The sequence below is a fragment of the Mucilaginibacter mallensis genome (assembly GCF_900105165.1).
GTDB lineage: Bacteria > Bacteroidota > Bacteroidia > Sphingobacteriales > Sphingobacteriaceae > Mucilaginibacter > Mucilaginibacter mallensis.
On sequence record NZ_LT629740.1, the window covers coordinates 3,870,225 to 3,888,287 of the forward strand.

At 39.6% G+C, this 18,063-nt stretch carries 11 protein-coding genes; 7 read left to right on the forward strand and 4 right to left on the reverse strand.

Annotated elements, in window-relative coordinates; all coding sequences use genetic code 11:
- Positions 1-1,980: a hypothetical protein gene (locus BLU33_RS15585; RefSeq protein ID WP_091374875.1), complete on the reverse strand. Its 1,980-nt coding sequence runs from the start codon at positions 1,978-1,980 to the stop codon at positions 1-3.
- Positions 1,981-2,565: 585 nt separating this feature from the next.
- Between BLU33_RS15585 and BLU33_RS15590 the strand changes: the two genes are divergently transcribed.
- Together BLU33_RS15590 and BLU33_RS15595 are read left to right on the forward strand one after the other, a co-directional pair.
- Positions 2,566-3,582, forward strand: coding sequence for a GntR family transcriptional regulator (locus BLU33_RS15590; RefSeq protein WP_091374878.1), 1,017 nt, complete (start codon positions 2,566-2,568; stop codon positions 3,580-3,582).
- A 3-nt stretch (positions 3,583-3,585) separates the two neighbouring features.
- A complete protein-coding gene (locus tag BLU33_RS15595) occupies positions 3,586-5,184 on the forward strand; it encodes a solute:sodium symporter family transporter (protein ID WP_091374882.1) in 1,599 nt (532 codons plus the stop codon).
- Positions 5,185-5,205: 21 nt separating this feature from the next.
- Here the strand turns inward: BLU33_RS15595 and BLU33_RS15600 are convergent, their stop codons facing one another.
- The 3 genes from BLU33_RS15600 to BLU33_RS25585 form a co-directional block, all read right to left on the reverse strand.
- Positions 5,206-7,476: a GH92 family glycosyl hydrolase gene (locus BLU33_RS15600; protein ID WP_091374885.1), complete on the reverse strand. Its 2,271-nt coding sequence runs from the start codon at positions 7,474-7,476 to the stop codon at positions 5,206-5,208.
- Between the two features lie 20 nt (positions 7,477-7,496).
- Positions 7,497-10,667, reverse strand: a complete 3,171-nt coding sequence (locus BLU33_RS15605) for a glycoside hydrolase family 2 TIM barrel-domain containing protein (RefSeq protein ID WP_091374888.1) — start codon at positions 10,665-10,667, stop codon at positions 7,497-7,499.
- A gap of 179 nt (positions 10,668-10,846) precedes the next feature.
- Positions 10,847-10,981: a hypothetical protein gene (locus tag BLU33_RS25585; protein ID WP_262493816.1), complete on the reverse strand. Its 135-nt coding sequence runs from the start codon at positions 10,979-10,981 to the stop codon at positions 10,847-10,849.
- Between BLU33_RS25585 and BLU33_RS25690 the strand changes: the two genes are divergently transcribed.
- From BLU33_RS25690 to BLU33_RS15630, 5 genes are all read left to right on the forward strand, one after another.
- Complete coding sequence (locus BLU33_RS25690; protein WP_157682171.1) at positions 10,934-11,122, forward strand: DUF2147 domain-containing protein; 189 nt, start codon at positions 10,934-10,936, stop codon at positions 11,120-11,122. The genes BLU33_RS25585 and BLU33_RS25690 overlap by 48 nt on opposite strands.
- An 85-nt stretch (positions 11,123-11,207) precedes the next feature.
- Positions 11,208-12,416 (forward strand): ROK family protein, encoded by a 1,209-nt coding sequence (locus BLU33_RS15615; protein ID WP_091374894.1) that lies wholly within the window; start codon positions 11,208-11,210, stop codon positions 12,414-12,416.
- Between the two features lie 151 nt (positions 12,417-12,567).
- Positions 12,568-13,149: an RNA polymerase sigma factor gene (locus BLU33_RS15620; RefSeq protein ID WP_091374897.1), complete on the forward strand. Its 582-nt coding sequence runs from the start codon at positions 12,568-12,570 to the stop codon at positions 13,147-13,149.
- A gap of 68 nt (positions 13,150-13,217) precedes the next feature.
- Positions 13,218-14,198, forward strand: a complete 981-nt coding sequence (locus tag BLU33_RS15625; RefSeq protein ID WP_091374900.1) for a FecR family protein — start codon at positions 13,218-13,220, stop codon at positions 14,196-14,198.
- 191 nt (positions 14,199-14,389) lie between these two features.
- The gene (locus BLU33_RS15630) at positions 14,390-18,046 is read left to right on the forward strand and encodes a SusC/RagA family TonB-linked outer membrane protein (RefSeq protein WP_091374904.1); all 3,657 of its coding nucleotides are present in this window, start codon (positions 14,390-14,392) and stop codon (positions 18,044-18,046) included.
- Positions 18,047-18,063 lie beyond the last annotated feature (17 nt).

The following is an 18,063-nucleotide window of genomic DNA, read 5'->3' on the forward strand; positions in this document are numbered from 1 at the left end:
TTATAGTGAAACATCCACCGGGGTTTTACCATCAAAGAAATATGTTTTTATCTTACCGCTTGAGTCTTCAATAATAATCTTTTCACCGCCATTTTTAATCCTTAAAACCCGGATCGTAAAATCATTATTGAAAGCTTTTACATGCTCAAGCGTCATCTCATTCCATCCCTTGGGAAGATACGGCGATACTGAAAATGAATTGAAGCCTGTTGGCTGCAAGCCAAATAAGCCTTCGGTAATACACCTGCAATAAAGACCACTTTCGGCTGAAAGCTGTCGTTGATCACCTTCGGGCCAGGCTTCAATAGCATAAGGAACGTGTTCCCCTAAAAGCCTTTTTCCTGAATAGTATTTCAGGTATTTTAAAGTACTGTCGGTAGCGCCTGCGTAAAATGATCCTCTTAACGCATAAAGCAATGCGCGGTCCCAATAAGTGCTTGATCCTGATTCTGTAAGCATACCGTCTTTTGTCCACAAAAATGGCGAATAAAGTGCTTTAAGTGTTTCCTGCTTTCTGTCAAATATCCCCATTACCAATGGCAATCCTATCCATGATCGTAAAGTGGTGTTGCTATAATAATACCTGTAGGTATCAAAGCCCTGAACCTTACCTCCAAAATATTTATCTATCGCTATCTTTAATGCTGCCGCACGCTGTTTCAGGTCTTGTGCAGCATCTCCTTTGCCCAATGCAGCTGCCAAGTGTGAAGCACTGATCATTGCACCATAGGCGAGCACATTAGTGGATAGATTTACTTTGCCTGCAGGAAACCGTCCTTCCAGTTCATCCGCATCAGAGGCGATCACCCCTTTGGGAGTTTTCTTTTTTTCAAGGTACTGAAAGCACCAGTTGATAAGCGGCCATAACTTTTCCGCTTCCGATGTATCGCCATAAGCCAGCGCAAACCTTGATGCGCCATAAGCGATCATAGCCTGATCTCCCCTATCACCCGCACCTGCCCAAAAGCCGGTTCCTTCGGCAGTTATAGAACTGGGTATAGGGTTAAAATTGCTATTCATATAGCCCGCAAACAGCCTGAAAGCATTCATGGCCGATTCATTACCGGCACCGTTACCTAAAAAAGGAAAAAACGGGTTCACATATTCTGCCTCATCATTTGCCCATATAGCGGCATAATATGATCCGCCACCGGGGCCGTGCATTAAACCGTTTTTAGTATCATAAATACTTTCACTCGCCCTGATCTTGGAAAAGTTGAACATTGCATTTAACGTATCATCCGGTGTTTTTAAAACCAGTTCATGGTTGAGTTCTTTCAAAAAATCCATTCTTTTGAGGTGCTCGTAATTTGCAGAATAATAATATGACTGCTCACATATTTTATAGCCAGATATAATAACCGAATAAGTGTACTTCCCGCCAGGTAATAACCTAGCTTTGCCTCCACCGTACAACTTGCTTTCCAACACATAAGCGCCATAAACACCTTTAGCAGCATCTGTTGTATCTTTATGATCCCAACCGGATATAGAAATTTCAACAGCCTCCTTGCTCTTATTGCTGATGACACATTGTTCGATAACGGCTGCTTTATCAAAGGAAGGAAATATATTATGCTCAATACTTATATCCCTACCTGCTGTTGATACCATATGCAGAATTCCATTAAAGGAAAATGATACCGGTGATTCAGTAACCGCGCTGCCATTGATCATAATTGGCGTGATGGATTGTTCGAAATCACTGTGAAGACTACCCCGGGTATCGTTTGGAATGGTACGCAGCATAGGAAATACCACGCTTTTATGAATAACCGCATGCTGAAGGCTGTCAATACCGTAAGTAACAATCACCGAAACCAACCTTCCGCTCATTTCCACATGATCTAAATGCTTTGCTATATTTTTGCCTATAGTCCACTCTATCCCTTTTTCCTTATTCAAATTCCACCGGTATTGCTGGGCAAATGAGTTGGACCAGTAAAAAAGAAAAATCACTAATATATATCGCTTTATCATAATTATTTTTAGAAGAATAAAGACCACAGTTAAAATAAGCCAAAGAATGCCACAGCCGCAGATGCGGAGAAGTATTCTTTTTAATAAATTACAATGCTGTTCTGGTCTGTTCTATATTTTGTAAAGAAAAAATATTTTTTCTGTTATATCAAATTATTTAAAAAAAATGTTGTCTTTTTTGCCGTTTTACATGAGTCCACCAGAAGATAGTATCGCTTTGATTACAATTACAACAACAAAACAGGCCACTCTGAACCAATATTAATCCATTGGCCATCTATTGTTAATTAGTTAACATAATCGCAGCTTCTAATTATTAAAATGCAGGCTACATTTATATATGTGGAAGCTGGAAAAATTATTGGAGAGTAATTAACGGGGCAAACTGTTTAAAATGATCCAACGTTGTGAAAAAAGCAGATAAGGTTTAAAGTCCGGTGAAATTATTAACGTTTGCTATTGTAAATAGAATAGAACAGATTATATTTACAAACCTAACACTGTTACTGAGTTAATAAATATGATTATGAGCAAACTTTTTTGCGATTAAGCTTTTGACAACCTATATAATCTATACAATCGCATATGGTAACCATTTATGAAAAAATCCTGGAACTGGAAGAAATGCCATCCTTCTCTAAACACGACCAGTTTGTTAATGGCATAATAAACGCCATTAACGAAAGTATCGTTTCTAAAGGCGAAGCGCTTCCTTCGGTAAATACTATGGTTAAGAAGTTGAGCTTCGCCAGGGCAACCATAATGAAAGGGTATAAAGATCTGATCAGCCGGGGAATTGTTCAATCAAAAAACCGTTTGGGCTTTTATGTAGCCAACGAAAATACCGATCAGACACTTAAGGTTGCCTTAGTGATGTATCTTATGGACTCTTTTCAGGAACAGTTTTACCGTAGTTTCAGGGATGAATTGGGCGCTAATGTTCAGATAGATGTATTCTTTCACCATGGCAACATTACGATCTTTGAAAGTATTATGGATATGGTTAAGGGCAAATATGGAATGTACGTGGTATCCCCGATCCCCCACCCCAGAACCAAACATTTATTGGATCCTTTACCACGGAATAAGTTCATTATGTTTGATCGTTTTGAACCCCTAAGCGAGGAATTTAATTATGTAACCCAGGAATTTGAAAAAGCTTCATATGAAGCCTTTTCGGCGCTGGCAGAAAAAATCAAACTATACGACGAAATGATTTTCTTCCATTTACCGGGATCACTTAATCCATTGGAAATTATACGTGCGTTTAAAAAGTTTGTTAAAGATTTTGATATTAATGCAAGAATGCTTCCCGAATACATTCCAGGATCGGTAGAACAAGGGAAAGTCTATTTTTCATTGAACAATGCGGAAATTTGGGAAATATTGAAGGATTGTAAAGTAAAGAAACTGAAGCCGGGAAGAGATATTGGTATTTTATCTCACAATGACGAGGTAATTAAAGAACTGATCGGCGGTGGTATCACAACTTATTCGACGGATTTTGTGCAAATGGGAAAACGGGTTGGGCAGGCTATAATTGGGCGTGAACAAGTACAGGAAGTAATTCCTACCGTATTAAAACGCCGTGATTCGCTTTAAAAAATGAATGGCATAGCTTTAATTAGTTTTCTGGCAGTAATAATTGCCATTATTGCTGTATCACTCTTAACTTCCAAAAAAAGTAAAATAAAAAATGTTGCGGGCCTGTTTTTTGCCAACAGGAAATTAAGCTTTGCGGCTGTTGGCTGCGCCTTGTTCTTCACCAATGTAAATGCCGCTGAATTCCTGGGCGGCAGTGAAGCCGCTTATATTAATAATATGACTACGATGGCTTGGGGCGTGAGCTCTGTTTTTGCAATGGTTATCGTTTCGGAGTTTATTATGCCGGTTTACCTGCGCGGCGGAATTAATACGACCCCTGATTTTTTGAGAACACGTTTTGATAACGGAACAAAAATGCTGGTGAGTGCCATCTTCCTGATTGGTTATATGGTAAATCTTTTGCCCATTATACTTTATACAGGGGCAGTCGCGCTTAACGGCATGTTCCGGATCTCTGATGTTTTCCATTGCACCTATTTCGGCGGAATCGTTATCATGGTGCTTTTTATGGGCATAGCAGGCGGCACTTATTCCGTATTGGGTGGACTGAAAATCATTGCTGTATCCGATATTTTGTTGGGAGTCTGCTTATTTGCAGGAGGTATTTTCCTTACTTATTTTGGACTGCGTTATATCGGGAATGGTGATTGGAGTTCCGGCTGGCATCAATTATTGACTACGCATAAAGAACATTTAAACGCTATTGGTAGTGCTACAGATGCTGTTCCCTTTTCGGGTATTTTTACAGGTATGTTATTGGTTAATTTATTTTATTGGGGAACCGAGCAGGTTATTGTCCAACAAGCGCTCTCTGCAAAGAACTTGGAAATGAGCCAGAAAGGTATCGCGTTAACCTGTTGCGGAAAATTGGCGGGCCCGTTTCTCTTTATGCTACCGGGCATTATAGCGGTACATGCATATGAGCATATGCCGCAAACTATCCAGGTATTCCCTAAATTAGTCAGGGATCTTACACCACCGGCAATTTGCGGGTTTATAGCAGCGATTGTATTCGGTGCAGCTATAACTTCGTTCTCAAAAGCATTGAATAGTTCCGGTACGCTTTTCATTTTAAATATCTATAAACCCTATCTCATCAGGCATAGGAAAAAATTTAACGACGGCACATTATTACTGGCATCCAGAAAATTTGAAACTGTAGCTGCGCTGATCGCCATATTATTGGCCCCGATGATCATTTTTGCCAGCAGTAATTTTTATACTTATATGCAAAAAGCTAACGCGACATTCAGCATCCCCATTTTTACGGTAATGTTTGTCGGGTTCCTGACCAAAAAGGTGCCCCCAATAGCTGCAAAATGTGGGATCGTTTTCTGCGCCACAGGTTATCTGCTAACACAATTTGTTTTTCAAACGGGTATAAATTTTCTTCATATACTGGCGCTGCTATTTATTGCAACTACGGCATTAATGCTGATTATCGGCCAATTTGCACCAATGAAGCCCGTTAAACGCCCGGTAAAAGTAATTAATAGCTATCTTACTCCCTGGCGGAGACGTCATTGGGTAAATGCCCTGTTGGTTGCTGTTATGGTAGCCTTATTTGTATTATTCTCAAAAGCCGGACTGGCTGGTTAAGCCAAAAGCTTTCGCTTAATCTTAACTTTGCGGAATACTGGTCATTTTGAAAACCAGAGAGCCTCCCTGAATGATCTGCTTATGTGAGATCAGCTGATCTTTGATTAGCTTCCCGTTAAAACGTACTTCCTTAACATATTTATTTTTTTCGGATAAGCCTATCGCTTTAATTGTTAGTTTCTTCCCGTTTTGTAAATCCAAAGTTATAAATGGAAGTTGTGGTGCTCCAACACTGTAATATCCACTGGCCGGTGAAACCGGATAAAAGCCCATGGTATTAAACAAGTACCAGGCAGATGTTTGCCCGCAATCGTCATTCCCGTTGATACCCACGGGTGCGTTACGGAAGTTTACCGCTGAGGTATGTTCACGAACCAATTCCTGTGTTTTCCAGGGCATGCCACAATAATTAAAAAGATACAGGTAATGGTGTCCCGGTTCATTATCAGCCCGGTAATGCCCTTCATCAAAGTTTTTAGTCAATTTTTCTGCAAAGGCCTTTTTACCACCCATCAGTACAATCATTGCTGGAATATCCTGCATAGCGCCGAATGTATAGGTCCAGTTTGTTCCTTCGGTAAATCCTATATTCGGGTTTGATGCCCAGCGGCCATCACTATTTTTCGGAGCCATAAAGCCGGTAACGGTATTGTAAACGTTTTTGTAGTTATTGCTCCATTTAACAAGCTGCTGATAATCACTTTTTTTACCCATTCCTTTAGCCATTTGCGCAACGCAATAATCATCAACCGAATATTCAATGGTCCGTGATACGGATTCTTTGGTCTTATCTGCCGGGACATAACCCAACTGATGGTAATAGGTTAGTCCTCCCCTGGCCTCAAAACTTGTCCACAGATCACGATCTCCCCATAGCTTATGGGTGTCACCGTCAGGCGCGGTAAAAGCATCCTTGTGCACTGCCTGGTAAGCCAACTGCTGATCAAATCCACGAAACCCTTTAACATAAGCGTCAGCAACTACGGCATCCGCATGCGTGCTAATCATAATATTTGTATAGGTAGGATTTGGCCACATCGGCATCCAGCCACCTTCTTTATACATTTGCAGCAACGATTGAACCATTCCGTTTACCCGTTGCGGCTGGGTAAGTATCAGCAGGGGATGCAAGGCCCTAAAGGTATCCCACAAAGAGTAATCATTATAGGATGTGCCGGTGTGTACCTTGTCATCAAACGCGCTGTAATACTTCCCGTACTCAGAAAATTGCCTCGGGAATAGCATCGTGTGGAATAGCGCGGTATAAAAAATTGTTTTTTGATCTTTAGATACTCCACTTAGCGTCATTACTTTTAGTTGCTGTTGCCATTGCTTGCGGGTATTTTTAACCAAGCCACCAAAATCCCATCCGCTAATTTCTCTTTGAAGATTACTTTTTGCTTGCTCTATGCTGATGAAAGAGGTGGCTACTATTACTTTAACTACTTCGGTTGTTTTTGTATTGAAAGAAAGATAAGCGCCCATACGTGTTCCAAACTGGCTGGTACTGTTCTTACTGATAGTTTGCTTATCCCATGTCCCATAGCTGTTTATCTTTTTATCAAATCGAATAACAAAATAGCCTTTGAAATTTTTCAGCTCCGGCCCAAGCTGCGCGGACTGCCGGTCAGGGTTATACCCCGTTATTTCATTATGAAGAAGATCAATATGAACATATCCCCTTAATTTTTCGATCCGGTTAGAATAGTTATTTGCTGAATCCGCTAAAGCGGGATTCAAATTAATCCCCTGAATGATAAGATGTGCCTGATCACTTTTGGGAAAGGTGAACTGAAACATACCACAAGTATTGCCTCCTGCAATTTCTCCCCTGATCTTTTGATCATTACCGGCATTTAATGTAACGGCGTAATAATAGGGTGTAGAAATCTCATCTTTATGATCAAAAGGCAAAGACCGCTCTTCCGGCAAAACTTTAAGTTCCCCAATTTGCGGCATTACAGAAACATACCCATAATCGCCCATCCATACGGTTGGCTGATGTGTTGCGGTAAAGCCAATGACCTTTTTATCTTCGTATTGGTAAACCATCCTGCTCATTTTATTTTCACCCGTTTGTGCAACAAAATTAGTCATGGCAAAGGGTACATTTACGCAAGGCATAGTGCCCCCGCCATCCAATCCCTCTGCAAAACCGGTAAAAGCGGTGCCAATTAATGGGTTAACATAGTCAACCTCTTCCTTACTCTCTTTATTTTTGTTCTGACCATAGCCACACAAAGACAGCAGTAGTAACGGAAGGACGGATAAGGCAGAAAAAAAATGTTTCATTTAATAGGATTTAGATAATCTTAATTGCCTGCTAATAAATGGATCTCATAGGTAAAATGTGTAGGTTTTGAATAAACAGTGTATTGTTCCATTGGCTTAGGGCCGCATGAGTTTGAACCCACACCTAATGTTTGATGGCTTATACATAACACTGTCGCCTTACTCCCGGGCATATCAATTTTGTATTCAACCGGTTCCATTTCTTCATCGCTGTAAGGCTGGGCCGATACCTGCAATGCTGCCGCATCGCTGCCTTTAGCTATTTTTAGTACGGCACCATTCTTAGCAGTTAACGTGGCCCATCTAACATCCTCATGGTTACCGTTCTCCATCGGTTTTTCATAAGGCGTTACTTGTTGAAGCACACTACTTGAGTACACCCCAATATCAAAGGCGCTTTTTCTGTCGGCATAATTCTCCATTGGCCCGCGCCCAAAATAGCTGAAGCTGTTCAGGTCCTTATTAACAAACATGCGCACACCAAGCCTGGCCAAAACCACACTGGAATTACTGAAAGCCACATCATGATCTGCGCTTATTACACCATCTCCTGAAATGGCATATGCCACCTTTTCATAAACAATGAAGCCTGCTTTGCCCGTACCGGTTAATTTTGCGCTGATGATTATTTTTCCGGGTGAAAGTTGAGTAACCTTTATACTATCGGCTGCCCAGTTAAGTGACTTAATACCGTATTTTACCCAGCCTTCGTCGGCCCACATATCGTCGTTACGGTGAGGGGCCCGCCACAAATGCAATTGCGGGCCGCCATTGCTCAGGAGTATATCTTTCCCGTTTTCTTTAAATCTGGAAAAAACACCGGTTTTCTTATCAAATTCAATTTCAAAGCCCTTCCCTTTTATCCTGGCAAAGTCACTTGAATTATCCAGCTCGAGTGACTGTATTTTACCCGGATCTGCAGCTACAGCAGGTACGACCACCGGCAATTTAAGTTGTTCGGCGGCAACTTCAAATCCCTTTTTCGCCCAGAATTGGTCTTTGTTCGTGACAAATGAAACACGCAGAAAGTATTCGGCACCAGGTTTTGTTTTTGTAATGATAAAAGGGATTTTAATATCTTTTGATGTACCCGGACCAACCTGTCCAGGGTTGAATGTGCCGGAAGAAATCGCAATTCCATTTTCGCTGAGCTGCCAGTTACCGGTAAAGCTATTCAGAGTGATGAACTGGTATTTATTTACAATGGTTACCATGCCTTTCTTCAAATTGCTTTCTTTTATGCCTATCCATTGATAAGCATGCTTTAAGGCAGGGTACTGAGGTTTGGGGGATCTGTCAGAGAATACCACTCCTTTATGGATAAAATAATGGTCGTTCGGATATTCACCAAATCCGCCGCCAAAGGCAATAATAGGATGCTTGGGATCCCGATTATTGTAAATACCCTGATCCTGCCATTCCCAGATACATCCACCCAATAAGGTAGGATATTTATCAAAAAGGGCATTGTAGTAATCCACCGATCCCATCGAATTAAACATGGAATGTGCATATTCACACAGATAAAACGGCTTGGTAAGCTCATTTCCTTTTGCATAATCTTCCACCTGCTGTAAGCTGGTATACATATCACTCTCAATATCGGCAGGGTTCTTTTCGCCTACGCCAAATCCCTGGTAATGTGTGGGGCGCGAGGGATCAAGCTGTTTTACGGTAGCGAGTGCCGCCCTGAAATTGGAACCACCGCTGCCGCATTCATTACCCAGCGACCATATGATTACCGAAGGATGATTTTTAAAGCTCTGTACATTTGCCACATTACGGTCAATGATAGCATCTTTCATCCTGGGGTCTTCGTTAAATTCATCCCATGCACCATGGCATTCAAGGTTTGCCTCTGCCACCAGGTAAATGCCATATTCGTCACACAGCTCATACCACCTCGGATCATCGGAATAATGACAGGTACGGACATGATTACAGTTTGCCTGCTTAATGAGGACGATGTCTCTGATCATTTGTGCTTCAGTAACGGCATGACCATCATTCGGCCAGTTCTCATGGCGGTTCACCCCTTTTAATTTAATGCGTACACCATTGATCGTAAAAATCCTTCCTTTTATTTCGATGGTGCGGAACCCGGTGCGGGACGAAATGGTTTCTAAGGTATCATTTCCTTTTTCAATCGTCAGTACCGCCGTGTAAAGTTTAGGAGTTTCTGCTGTCCATTTCTGCGGATCCTTGACCGGGAAACTTAAATGAACAACCCTTTCTTCACCCGGCTTAAGGGCCGGTATGGTTCCATTTGCACTCGTTACAACCACTGTGCCATTATATAATGTCGCTCTCAACCGATTAACGGCAATTACTTTGTCACCATAATTTTTCACACAGGCAGTTACATCAACTGTGGCATTCTTGTATTGCTTGTCCAGGATCGTCTTTATAAAAAAATCTCTGATATGTTCCTGCGGCGTACTCCATAAGGTCACATTGCGAAAAATGCCGCTTAGTCGCCACATATCCTGGTCTTCAAGGTAGCTTCCTGTAGTGAACCGGTAAACTTCAACCGCCAGTATGTTTTTGCCTGGCTTTACAAATCGGGTAATATCAAATTCAGCTGCATTACGGCTATTTACGCTATAACCAACTTTCTGCCCGTTAACCCAAATAAAAAAACCGGCATCTACGCCATCAAATGTTATAAAAATGCGACGGCCATTCCAGTTCTCCGGAACAGTAAAATCACGACGATAGCTGCCAACAGGGTTGCGTTCTTTATACGCCGTATAATTACGGGGAGGCTCGCTCATCACATGCGGAAAATCCTTTTTAAAAATATAAGTATAATTGCTGTAATAAGGCGTACCATAGCCCTCAACCTGCCAATTAGATGGCACTTTAATATCTTTCCAGCCGGAGACATCATAACTATCTTTATAAAAATCTACAGGGCGTTGTTGAGGCCAGGCCACCCAGTTAAATTTCCATGTCCCATTCAAACTTCTGCAAAAAGAAGAAGCATGCCGATCAGCTCTTAGTGCTTCTTGTAAGTTTTTGTAAGGCATTAAAATTGCATGGGCGGGTTCTTTATTGATGCCTATGCAGCGAGGATCCTCAATCTCCAATGGCACATTAGCACCCTGCACGACTGTATCTACTTTAATTCTTACAACAGCTTTAGCGGAAAATACGCATAGGGATAACAACAAAAAAAGCAGGCTTTTCATCTATTTAATTATTGGGATAATGGAGTAAAATTGGTCAAATAAATATTGTAAAGCAATAATAGTATTTTTTATCCTATTCTGTTCTATTATGATTTATTAATTAATCTGGCATTATAGTATTTTGGCAGCCAGGTAAAGCTCGCGCTTCGATAATAATACATTCTGCTATCATCAATTCTTCACACGGTTTTCCTCGCTTTGGGCTCCGTTGGCTTCATGCTGACGTTGGTTTTTGATCGCTTTGAATTTCCATCAAAGGCCTGATCTTGCTTAACGTTTTTACTTACCACAATGGAGCCTGTGATGATGGTCATATCTATGATCTTTATAGCGGTAAAACATACAATTGCGCCTTGAAATTAAAGGATGGCAAACCGAACATCTGGGGATACATTGGTGTACCGCTATTTGGCCATTCGATTACAACCGAAAAAATATATCACTTCAAAACTTAATAAAAATTTTAAAAAGTTTATAATATTTTGAAAAAGTTAAATAAATATTATATTTGAAAATAGTATTTATTTAAATAAACATTTAATGCCGGATTTCAAGCTCTTGTCGGCAAGTTCAATTGCCATTATTAAAGCAATTTATTTTAATCCCGATTCAACGTGCCTGGAAATTAGTAAGCAGGTTGAAAACAGCATACCTAATGTTACCAAAAACATAAACGACCTGATTAGAAACGGGATAGTCTATGAAAATGGCTATGGCGACTCGCGCGGGGGCCGGAAGCCGCTGCTGTACTCGCTGGTAGCGGATAGTTTATACATTATAAGTGTGGCCATGAACCAATTTAATGTACAGGCCGCTATCATGGATATTACCGGCAGTATTATTTCAGATATTATTCAGTTCGACATTGATATTTACAAAGATGTTAACACACTTGAATTGGTAATAGAACAAGTTTTGCATCTCTTTGGGGTTTCGCCTATTGAAAAGAATAAAATTATGGCGGTCGGGATATCAATGCCGGGTGTTATTGATATAGAAAAGGGTGTAAATAAAAGTTATTTCAAAAATAATTCAAAAAATATCAGGGATATGCTTTCTGAAAGGATAGGTATTCCTGTTTTTATAGATAATGATTCGGCTGCTATAGCTTTAGCCGAATTGAAGTTAGGCTTAGGACGAACCATAAAAGAAATTATGGTTGTAAATATAGGCTGGGGAATTGGGCTGGGCATGATTGTTAACGGCAAGATCTTTCGTGGCTCTACAGGTTATGCCGGTGAATTTAGCCATATCCCATTATTTAAGAATGGCAAAGTATGCCGCTGTGGTAAAGTAGGTTGTTTAGAAACAGAAACCTCCCTTATTATTATTGCAAACAAAGCAAGGGCAGAAATTGCAGAGCTTCAGGCACTAAACACCGGCAATATACTGGAAATTATTAATGCAGTTTTCGCGCTTGCAAGAGAAGGTAGTCCGGCAGCAATTAAATTAATTACAGAAGCGGGATATCATTTAGGCCAGGCTATCGCTATTCTTATCCATATCATGAACCCCCAGGTGGTGGTTTTAAGCGGAAAGGGGCGCGAGGCCGGAAGGGTATGGCTTGCTCCTATTGAGCAGGCAATAAATGAGTTATGTATCCCCACCTTACTTAATGAAAGCGGTGTAGTACTATCACCAATTGAAAAATTCGCACAATTAAAAGGTACTGCAGGTATGGTTATAGAAAACCTTGATGATGTGTTGTTAAAAAATGAAATGAACAAAAAGCAATTAACCCATCATTAAATCATCCAGTATGGTGAAGTTTTAGAATCTTTTAATCTCAACAGCAATTTACCGCATTCGTTTATCGCCGGTAATATTGTTACGAGCTATATACTTATAAATAAATGTATTGATCCTTAGTAATTGATTGAATATAATCCGGATAACTGAAATGGAATTTAATGAAAATGAACTAATACAAAAAATATCGGAGGACGATAGTATTGCTTTTGAGGCATTATATAATCATTACAGGATGGATATATACAGGTTCATCTATAAATTTATTAAAGCGCCTGAATTATCAGACGATCTTTGCCAGGAGATATTTATACGGATATGGGAGAACCGCCATAGCCTTGTGGTAATAAAGAGTTTTAAACCCTATCTGTATACCATAACTAAAAATCATACATTAAACTTCCTAAAAAGAGCATCCGTCGACTCAAAGGCCATGGGTATTATCTATTCTTCCATAAGTGAAAAAAGGAATGAGATGGAGGATAATTTAATAACAAACGAATACCTGAACTATTTACGAAATATTTTAAATACACTCCCACCCCAAAGTCGCGAAGTATTTAAACTATGCCGGCAGCAAGGGCATAGCTATGATGAAGTTGCAAAATTGCTTGGCATATCGCGCAGCTGCGTTAAAAAACATATGGTGCGTTCCATGCGCACATTAAAGCTTTCGGTAGTAAAAGAGTTTGGTATCTCTTTAAGCTTGTTCTTCATATTAATTAAATTTTAAAATATTTCTTTGCAGGGGTACCCTCCGGCCATATTTAATTGTCTTAGTCCATAAACAGCCCATATTTTATGGATGAGAAGGAATTTCAACAAAAATTAATACAACGCTATTTAAATAATCAATGCACCGATGAGGAGCTTGAAGCTTTTTTTCATTTGATTGAAAAAGGCCTGATAACAGATGCGCTGATACAGGAGATGGATGTATTATTAAATACTGATGAAGACACAAGTCATCAAGATGTACAGCTATACCCGGATGCTGAAAAAAGAAAATTGAACCTAAGAAGGCTTTTAGGATATGCCGCAATGTTGTTGCTTTGTTTTTCAACGTGTTTTTATTTCGTTCAACACCGTATTCACCCAATCAATACTGCTGAGCTTGTAAAGTATGACACAGTAGAAACCCAAAGAGGTGAAATTAAAAGAATAGAGCTTGCTGATAAGTCGGTATTATTTTTAAATGCACATAGCCGGTTACGTTATCCCGAAAAGTTCAGCAATAAGCTCCGCGAGGTTGATCTTTTGGAAGGAGAGGTTTATTGTGCTATCTATCATGATAAAAACAAACCATTTATTGTACGATCGGGCAACATCAACACACAGGTTTTAGGAACAGCTTTTAATATCAGTTTCTATAAATACCTTAAATCTGTTAGTATTTCAGTTACCCAGGGAAAAGTTTCTGTTACAGCTCCCGGCCAAAACAGCAAGCTGAATAAGTCAATTTTATTACCAGGTGATAAAATTTCCATTAACAAATTATCAGGCAAAACAACGTATTCCAAAATTGCCATGGCCGATGATGCAATGGGCTGGACAAGCGGTAAACTAATATTTGATAACAAGAGCCTGGGTGAAGTTGCCAATGTTTTGAGCGACAGGTTCAACACAGAGATTGGGTTTGCTGATAATAGCATAATGCATTATCATATAACGGCAACTTTTAATAGCACAGATCACCTTTTGGATATCATTAAAATGCTGTGCATTTCAAATAAGTTAAGATACCATGTAACTGACAAGAAAATAGTTTTAATGTTTAATTAATTTATAACCCCTTAAAAATAAAGCGTATGAATATAAAATTTTATTAACCCACTTAAAAAAGAAGTACCGGAGAGCTTTAAAACTTTCCGGTACTAAATTTAATAATACCGGTGTTGTAACGCCAATCACTTACCGGTAATTATTATGTTTTCAATTAACTCATTATTCATTAATAAAAACAAAATAAAGGTATGAAAAATTATGCCCGGGGCATACTATCAGATATTTTCCGTATTATGAAGTATACGTCTTATATTTTCTTAATCGTTGTATTAACGTCTCAATTACTTTGGGCGAGTTCATCTAATGGCCAAACTGTTAAAGATGTCAGGATAGATATAACTCTCCAAAACAAGTCATTAAAGGAAGCCTTTTCACAAATAAGTAAAAAGGCTGGATTTGAATTTATTTACAATGAAGGTATGGTTAAGCCCTACCAGGAAGTCAATATATCAGCAAAAAATAAAACGATAGCTGATATATTGGGTATGTTACTGCTTAACACCAGGCTTGAGTATAGGGAACAGCAGGATAAAATAATAGTTATTGAAAAGCCTATTGTTGAACGGCCAATTACTATCCCTGTTACCGGTAAGGTTGTAGATGAAAAAGGCAGTCCATTGTTTGGTGCTACGGTATCTATAAAGGGAACTGCAACAGGTACACGTACTGACGAAAACGGCATTTTTAAATTAGATGTAGCTGATAAAAAAGCCATTATAGTAGTTTCTTATATCGGTTATCAAAAAAAGGAAATTCCTGTAATTGATCAAACAACATTTAATATAGCGTTGGGTCCTTTGGACAATAAGCTTAATGACGTAGTTGTAACTTCTTTTGGTATAAAACAACAGCAAAAAGCGTTGGGTTATGCAACAAGCACCATAAGCGCGAAAGACATTACCGAAGCGGGAAGTACCAATTTTGCGTCGGCCTTATATGGAAAGGCAGCCGGTGTAATTGTAAGGACACAGCCCGGTGGCGCCAGCAGTGCGGTTAGTATACAAATCCGTGGTATCAACTCTATCAATTATAACCAACCCCCGTTATATGTGGTTGATGGGGTGATTATACGTAATCAACAGCAATACGGCCAGGCCGGATTTAACAACAGCGGTTTTTATACCGACCAAAGGATTGAAGGCAATGGTATATTAGACATTAACCCTGATGATATTGAATCAATAAATATACTTAAAGGTGGTAGTGCTACAGCATTATATGGTTCTGATGGTGAAAGTGGTGTAATTGTTATTACTACTAAAAAAGGGATAAAAGGCAAAGGGCCGACAGTTGATTTCAATTATTACGGCACTGAAGAGCAGGCTGCCTTTTTGCCGAATTATCAAAACGTATATGGACAAGGTTACCCGGTTGATGTAAATTTAGAAGTTGGTGCCAGTGCTGACGGCACTTTTCCTGATGCTAATTCTCCATCAGGATGGCGCCCGAACTTTAGGGCTTATGCTGATTTTGGCCCTAAGATGCTTGGACAAAAGGTACAATGGTGGGATGGCTCCATACAATCCTACTCCCCTCAGCCAAACAATTACAAGGATATCTTCCGTACCGGTTTTAGTTCCAGTGCAAATGTATCCTTATCAAATAAAACTGAAAACTCCGATTATAGAATATCATATACCAGGCTGGATTATGATGGTATACAAAGGGAATCGGGTGTCCATAAAAACACCTTTGGCTTAAACAGCAGCTTAATCCTGAACAAAGCTGTAAGCGTTGACCTGGTTGCTAATTACGTAAATACGATAACCGATAATCGTCCGTATCAAACCAACAGGCTGGCCGATTCATTCGATGGTTTTTTTGGACGTGAAGAGCATATGGGTTTGGTAGAGCAGAAATATCTTACCAGTGACGGCTTTGAATATGTGCCTTACAATCAAACCCAGCGTAATCCCGCCGAGGCTTTTATATTTAACGTTAGGCCAAATTTATATGATTATTTTTTCAGTACACTAAAAGACCAATATACAGAGACCGAAAATAGGTTGTATTCAAGCGCTACATTAAACTGGGAAATCATCAAGGACCTGAAATTAAGATTAAGAATGGGTAATGATTATACCGCCCGTAATACAGACGCTGAAAATTATAACAATTACCCGGTAGCATTTAATACCGGCGGTACCAGTACAGGTGCTTACAATGTATCATCAGGCATTTATTCAATATTATACGGTGACGCGTTATTAAGCTACAGCAAGAAAATCGTTAAAAATTTCACCGCTACATTAACAGGTGGTTTCACGGCCAGGCACGAAAGCTATCTTGATCAGGCATCAGGCACAACACAGGGCTTGGTAACAGAGAATTTCTTTTCGCTTAGCAATTCAACAGGAATTCTTAGTACTTCCTATCAAAGGCAATACCTAATAAAAAAAGGAACCTTTGGTTTGCTGGATCTTTCTTTTAAGGATTACTTGTTTTTAGAGGCCGCCTATCGTCAGGAGGTTTCATCAACATTGCCACCACAGAATAACACCTATTATTATCCTGCTATTAACGGAAGTTTTGTTTTTAGTGATCTGCTTAGAAAAAGCTTGCCATCGTTTTTAAGCTATGGTAAACTGAGGCTTTCTTATACACAGAACGGTAATCCTGCGCCTATATATACATCAAACATTGCCTATTCACAAACTTCGTTGCAAACCATTAACGGATCAGTACCGCAACTTAGCATACCATCGGCTTACGGTAACAATACCTTACAGCCGGAAAGAAAACATGAATATGAAATTGGTACCGAATTACGTTTCTTAAATGATAGGTTAGGTGCTGACGTAAGTTTTTATACAAACAAGATCAACAACCAGATCTTAGGGCTATCAACAGCTCCCAGTAACGGGGCTGCCAGCCAGATTGTTAACGTAGGTACAATAGGCACTAAAGGCCTCGACGTTGCCTTAAACGCTACACCTATCCTTACAGGGAACTTTAAGTGGGACCTAAGACTTAATTATTCATTCTTTAACACAAAAGTATATGCCCTTGCCCCTGATGTGAAAGAATTAATTATGCCGGGTTCAAGTTTTGAAGGTGGTGCTATTAAGATTGTTGCAAGGCCGGGCGAAGAATTAGGCAATATATATGCTTATCCTATTAAAACGTTAAATGGCAAACCTTTAGTGGATGCTAACGGATATTATGATAATGACCAAACTCGTTATGTAAAATCAGGGAATATTAATCCTAAGGCTGCGGGAGGTATATCCAATACCTTTACCTATAAAAGCTTTTCGTTAACTACATTGGTTGATTACAGGTTTGGTGGTCAATTGATCTCAACTCCTTTAAAATACGGCATAAGCGCCGGTATGTATACAAGCACACTTAAATACAGGGATACCCAGGATGGTGGTTTAACTTATTATACCAATGCTAACGGCGTAAATGTACAACTGCCATCAAGCGCAACATCCGGGCCGACTGGTCAAACTGTATACCATGATGGTTTAATACAATCAGGAGTTTTAGCAGATGGGAAACCTAATAACATCATCATTTCAGCAGCTGATTATTATTTTAATCAATTTGATGCAGGTGATCCTAATTCAGTAAACCAGGGGACAGCTATCTATAACAACAGTTATATTAAGCTTCGCGAGGTTGCTTTAGGGTACTATTTGCCAAAAAGTCTTGTTAAAAATCTGGGATTGTCGAAAATAAGGTTCTCATTAATTGGCCGCAACCTTTTATACATATACCGTACGCTTAAAAACCTTGATCCTGAAACTACTTTAGGAAATCAATGGTACAACCAGGGTATCGACAATGGTTCAATACCATCAACAAGGAGCTATGGATTTTCATTGAACGCCACTTTTTAATTTTTTAAGATTAGTAA

Excerpts from the sequence above, each read along its gene's own strand:
- BLU33_RS15585 (WP_091374875.1), bottom strand. The coding sequence starts at position 1,980 with ATGATAAAGCGATATATATTAGTGATTTTTCTTTTTTACTGGTCCAAC.
- BLU33_RS15590 (WP_091374878.1), top strand. The coding sequence starts at position 2,566 with ATGGTAACCATTTATGAAAAAATCCTGGAACTGGAAGAAATGCCATCC.
- BLU33_RS15595 (WP_091374882.1), top strand. The coding sequence starts at position 3,586 with ATGAATGGCATAGCTTTAATTAGTTTTCTGGCAGTAATAATTGCCATT.
- BLU33_RS15600 (WP_091374885.1), bottom strand. The coding sequence starts at position 7,476 with ATGAAACATTTTTTTTCTGCCTTATCCGTCCTTCCGTTACTACTGCTG.
- BLU33_RS15605 (WP_091374888.1), bottom strand. The coding sequence starts at position 10,667 with ATGAAAAGCCTGCTTTTTTTGTTGTTATCCCTATGCGTATTTTCCGCT.
- BLU33_RS25585 (WP_262493816.1), bottom strand. The coding sequence starts at position 10,981 with ATGACCATCATCACAGGCTCCATTGTGGTAAGTAAAAACGTTAAGCAA.
- BLU33_RS15615 (WP_091374894.1), top strand. The coding sequence starts at position 11,208 with ATGCCGGATTTCAAGCTCTTGTCGGCAAGTTCAATTGCCATTATTAAA.
- BLU33_RS15620 (WP_091374897.1), top strand. The coding sequence starts at position 12,568 with ATGGAATTTAATGAAAATGAACTAATACAAAAAATATCGGAGGACGAT.
- BLU33_RS15625 (WP_091374900.1), top strand. The coding sequence starts at position 13,218 with ATGGATGAGAAGGAATTTCAACAAAAATTAATACAACGCTATTTAAAT.
- BLU33_RS15630 (WP_091374904.1), top strand. The coding sequence starts at position 14,390 with ATGAAAAATTATGCCCGGGGCATACTATCAGATATTTTCCGTATTATG.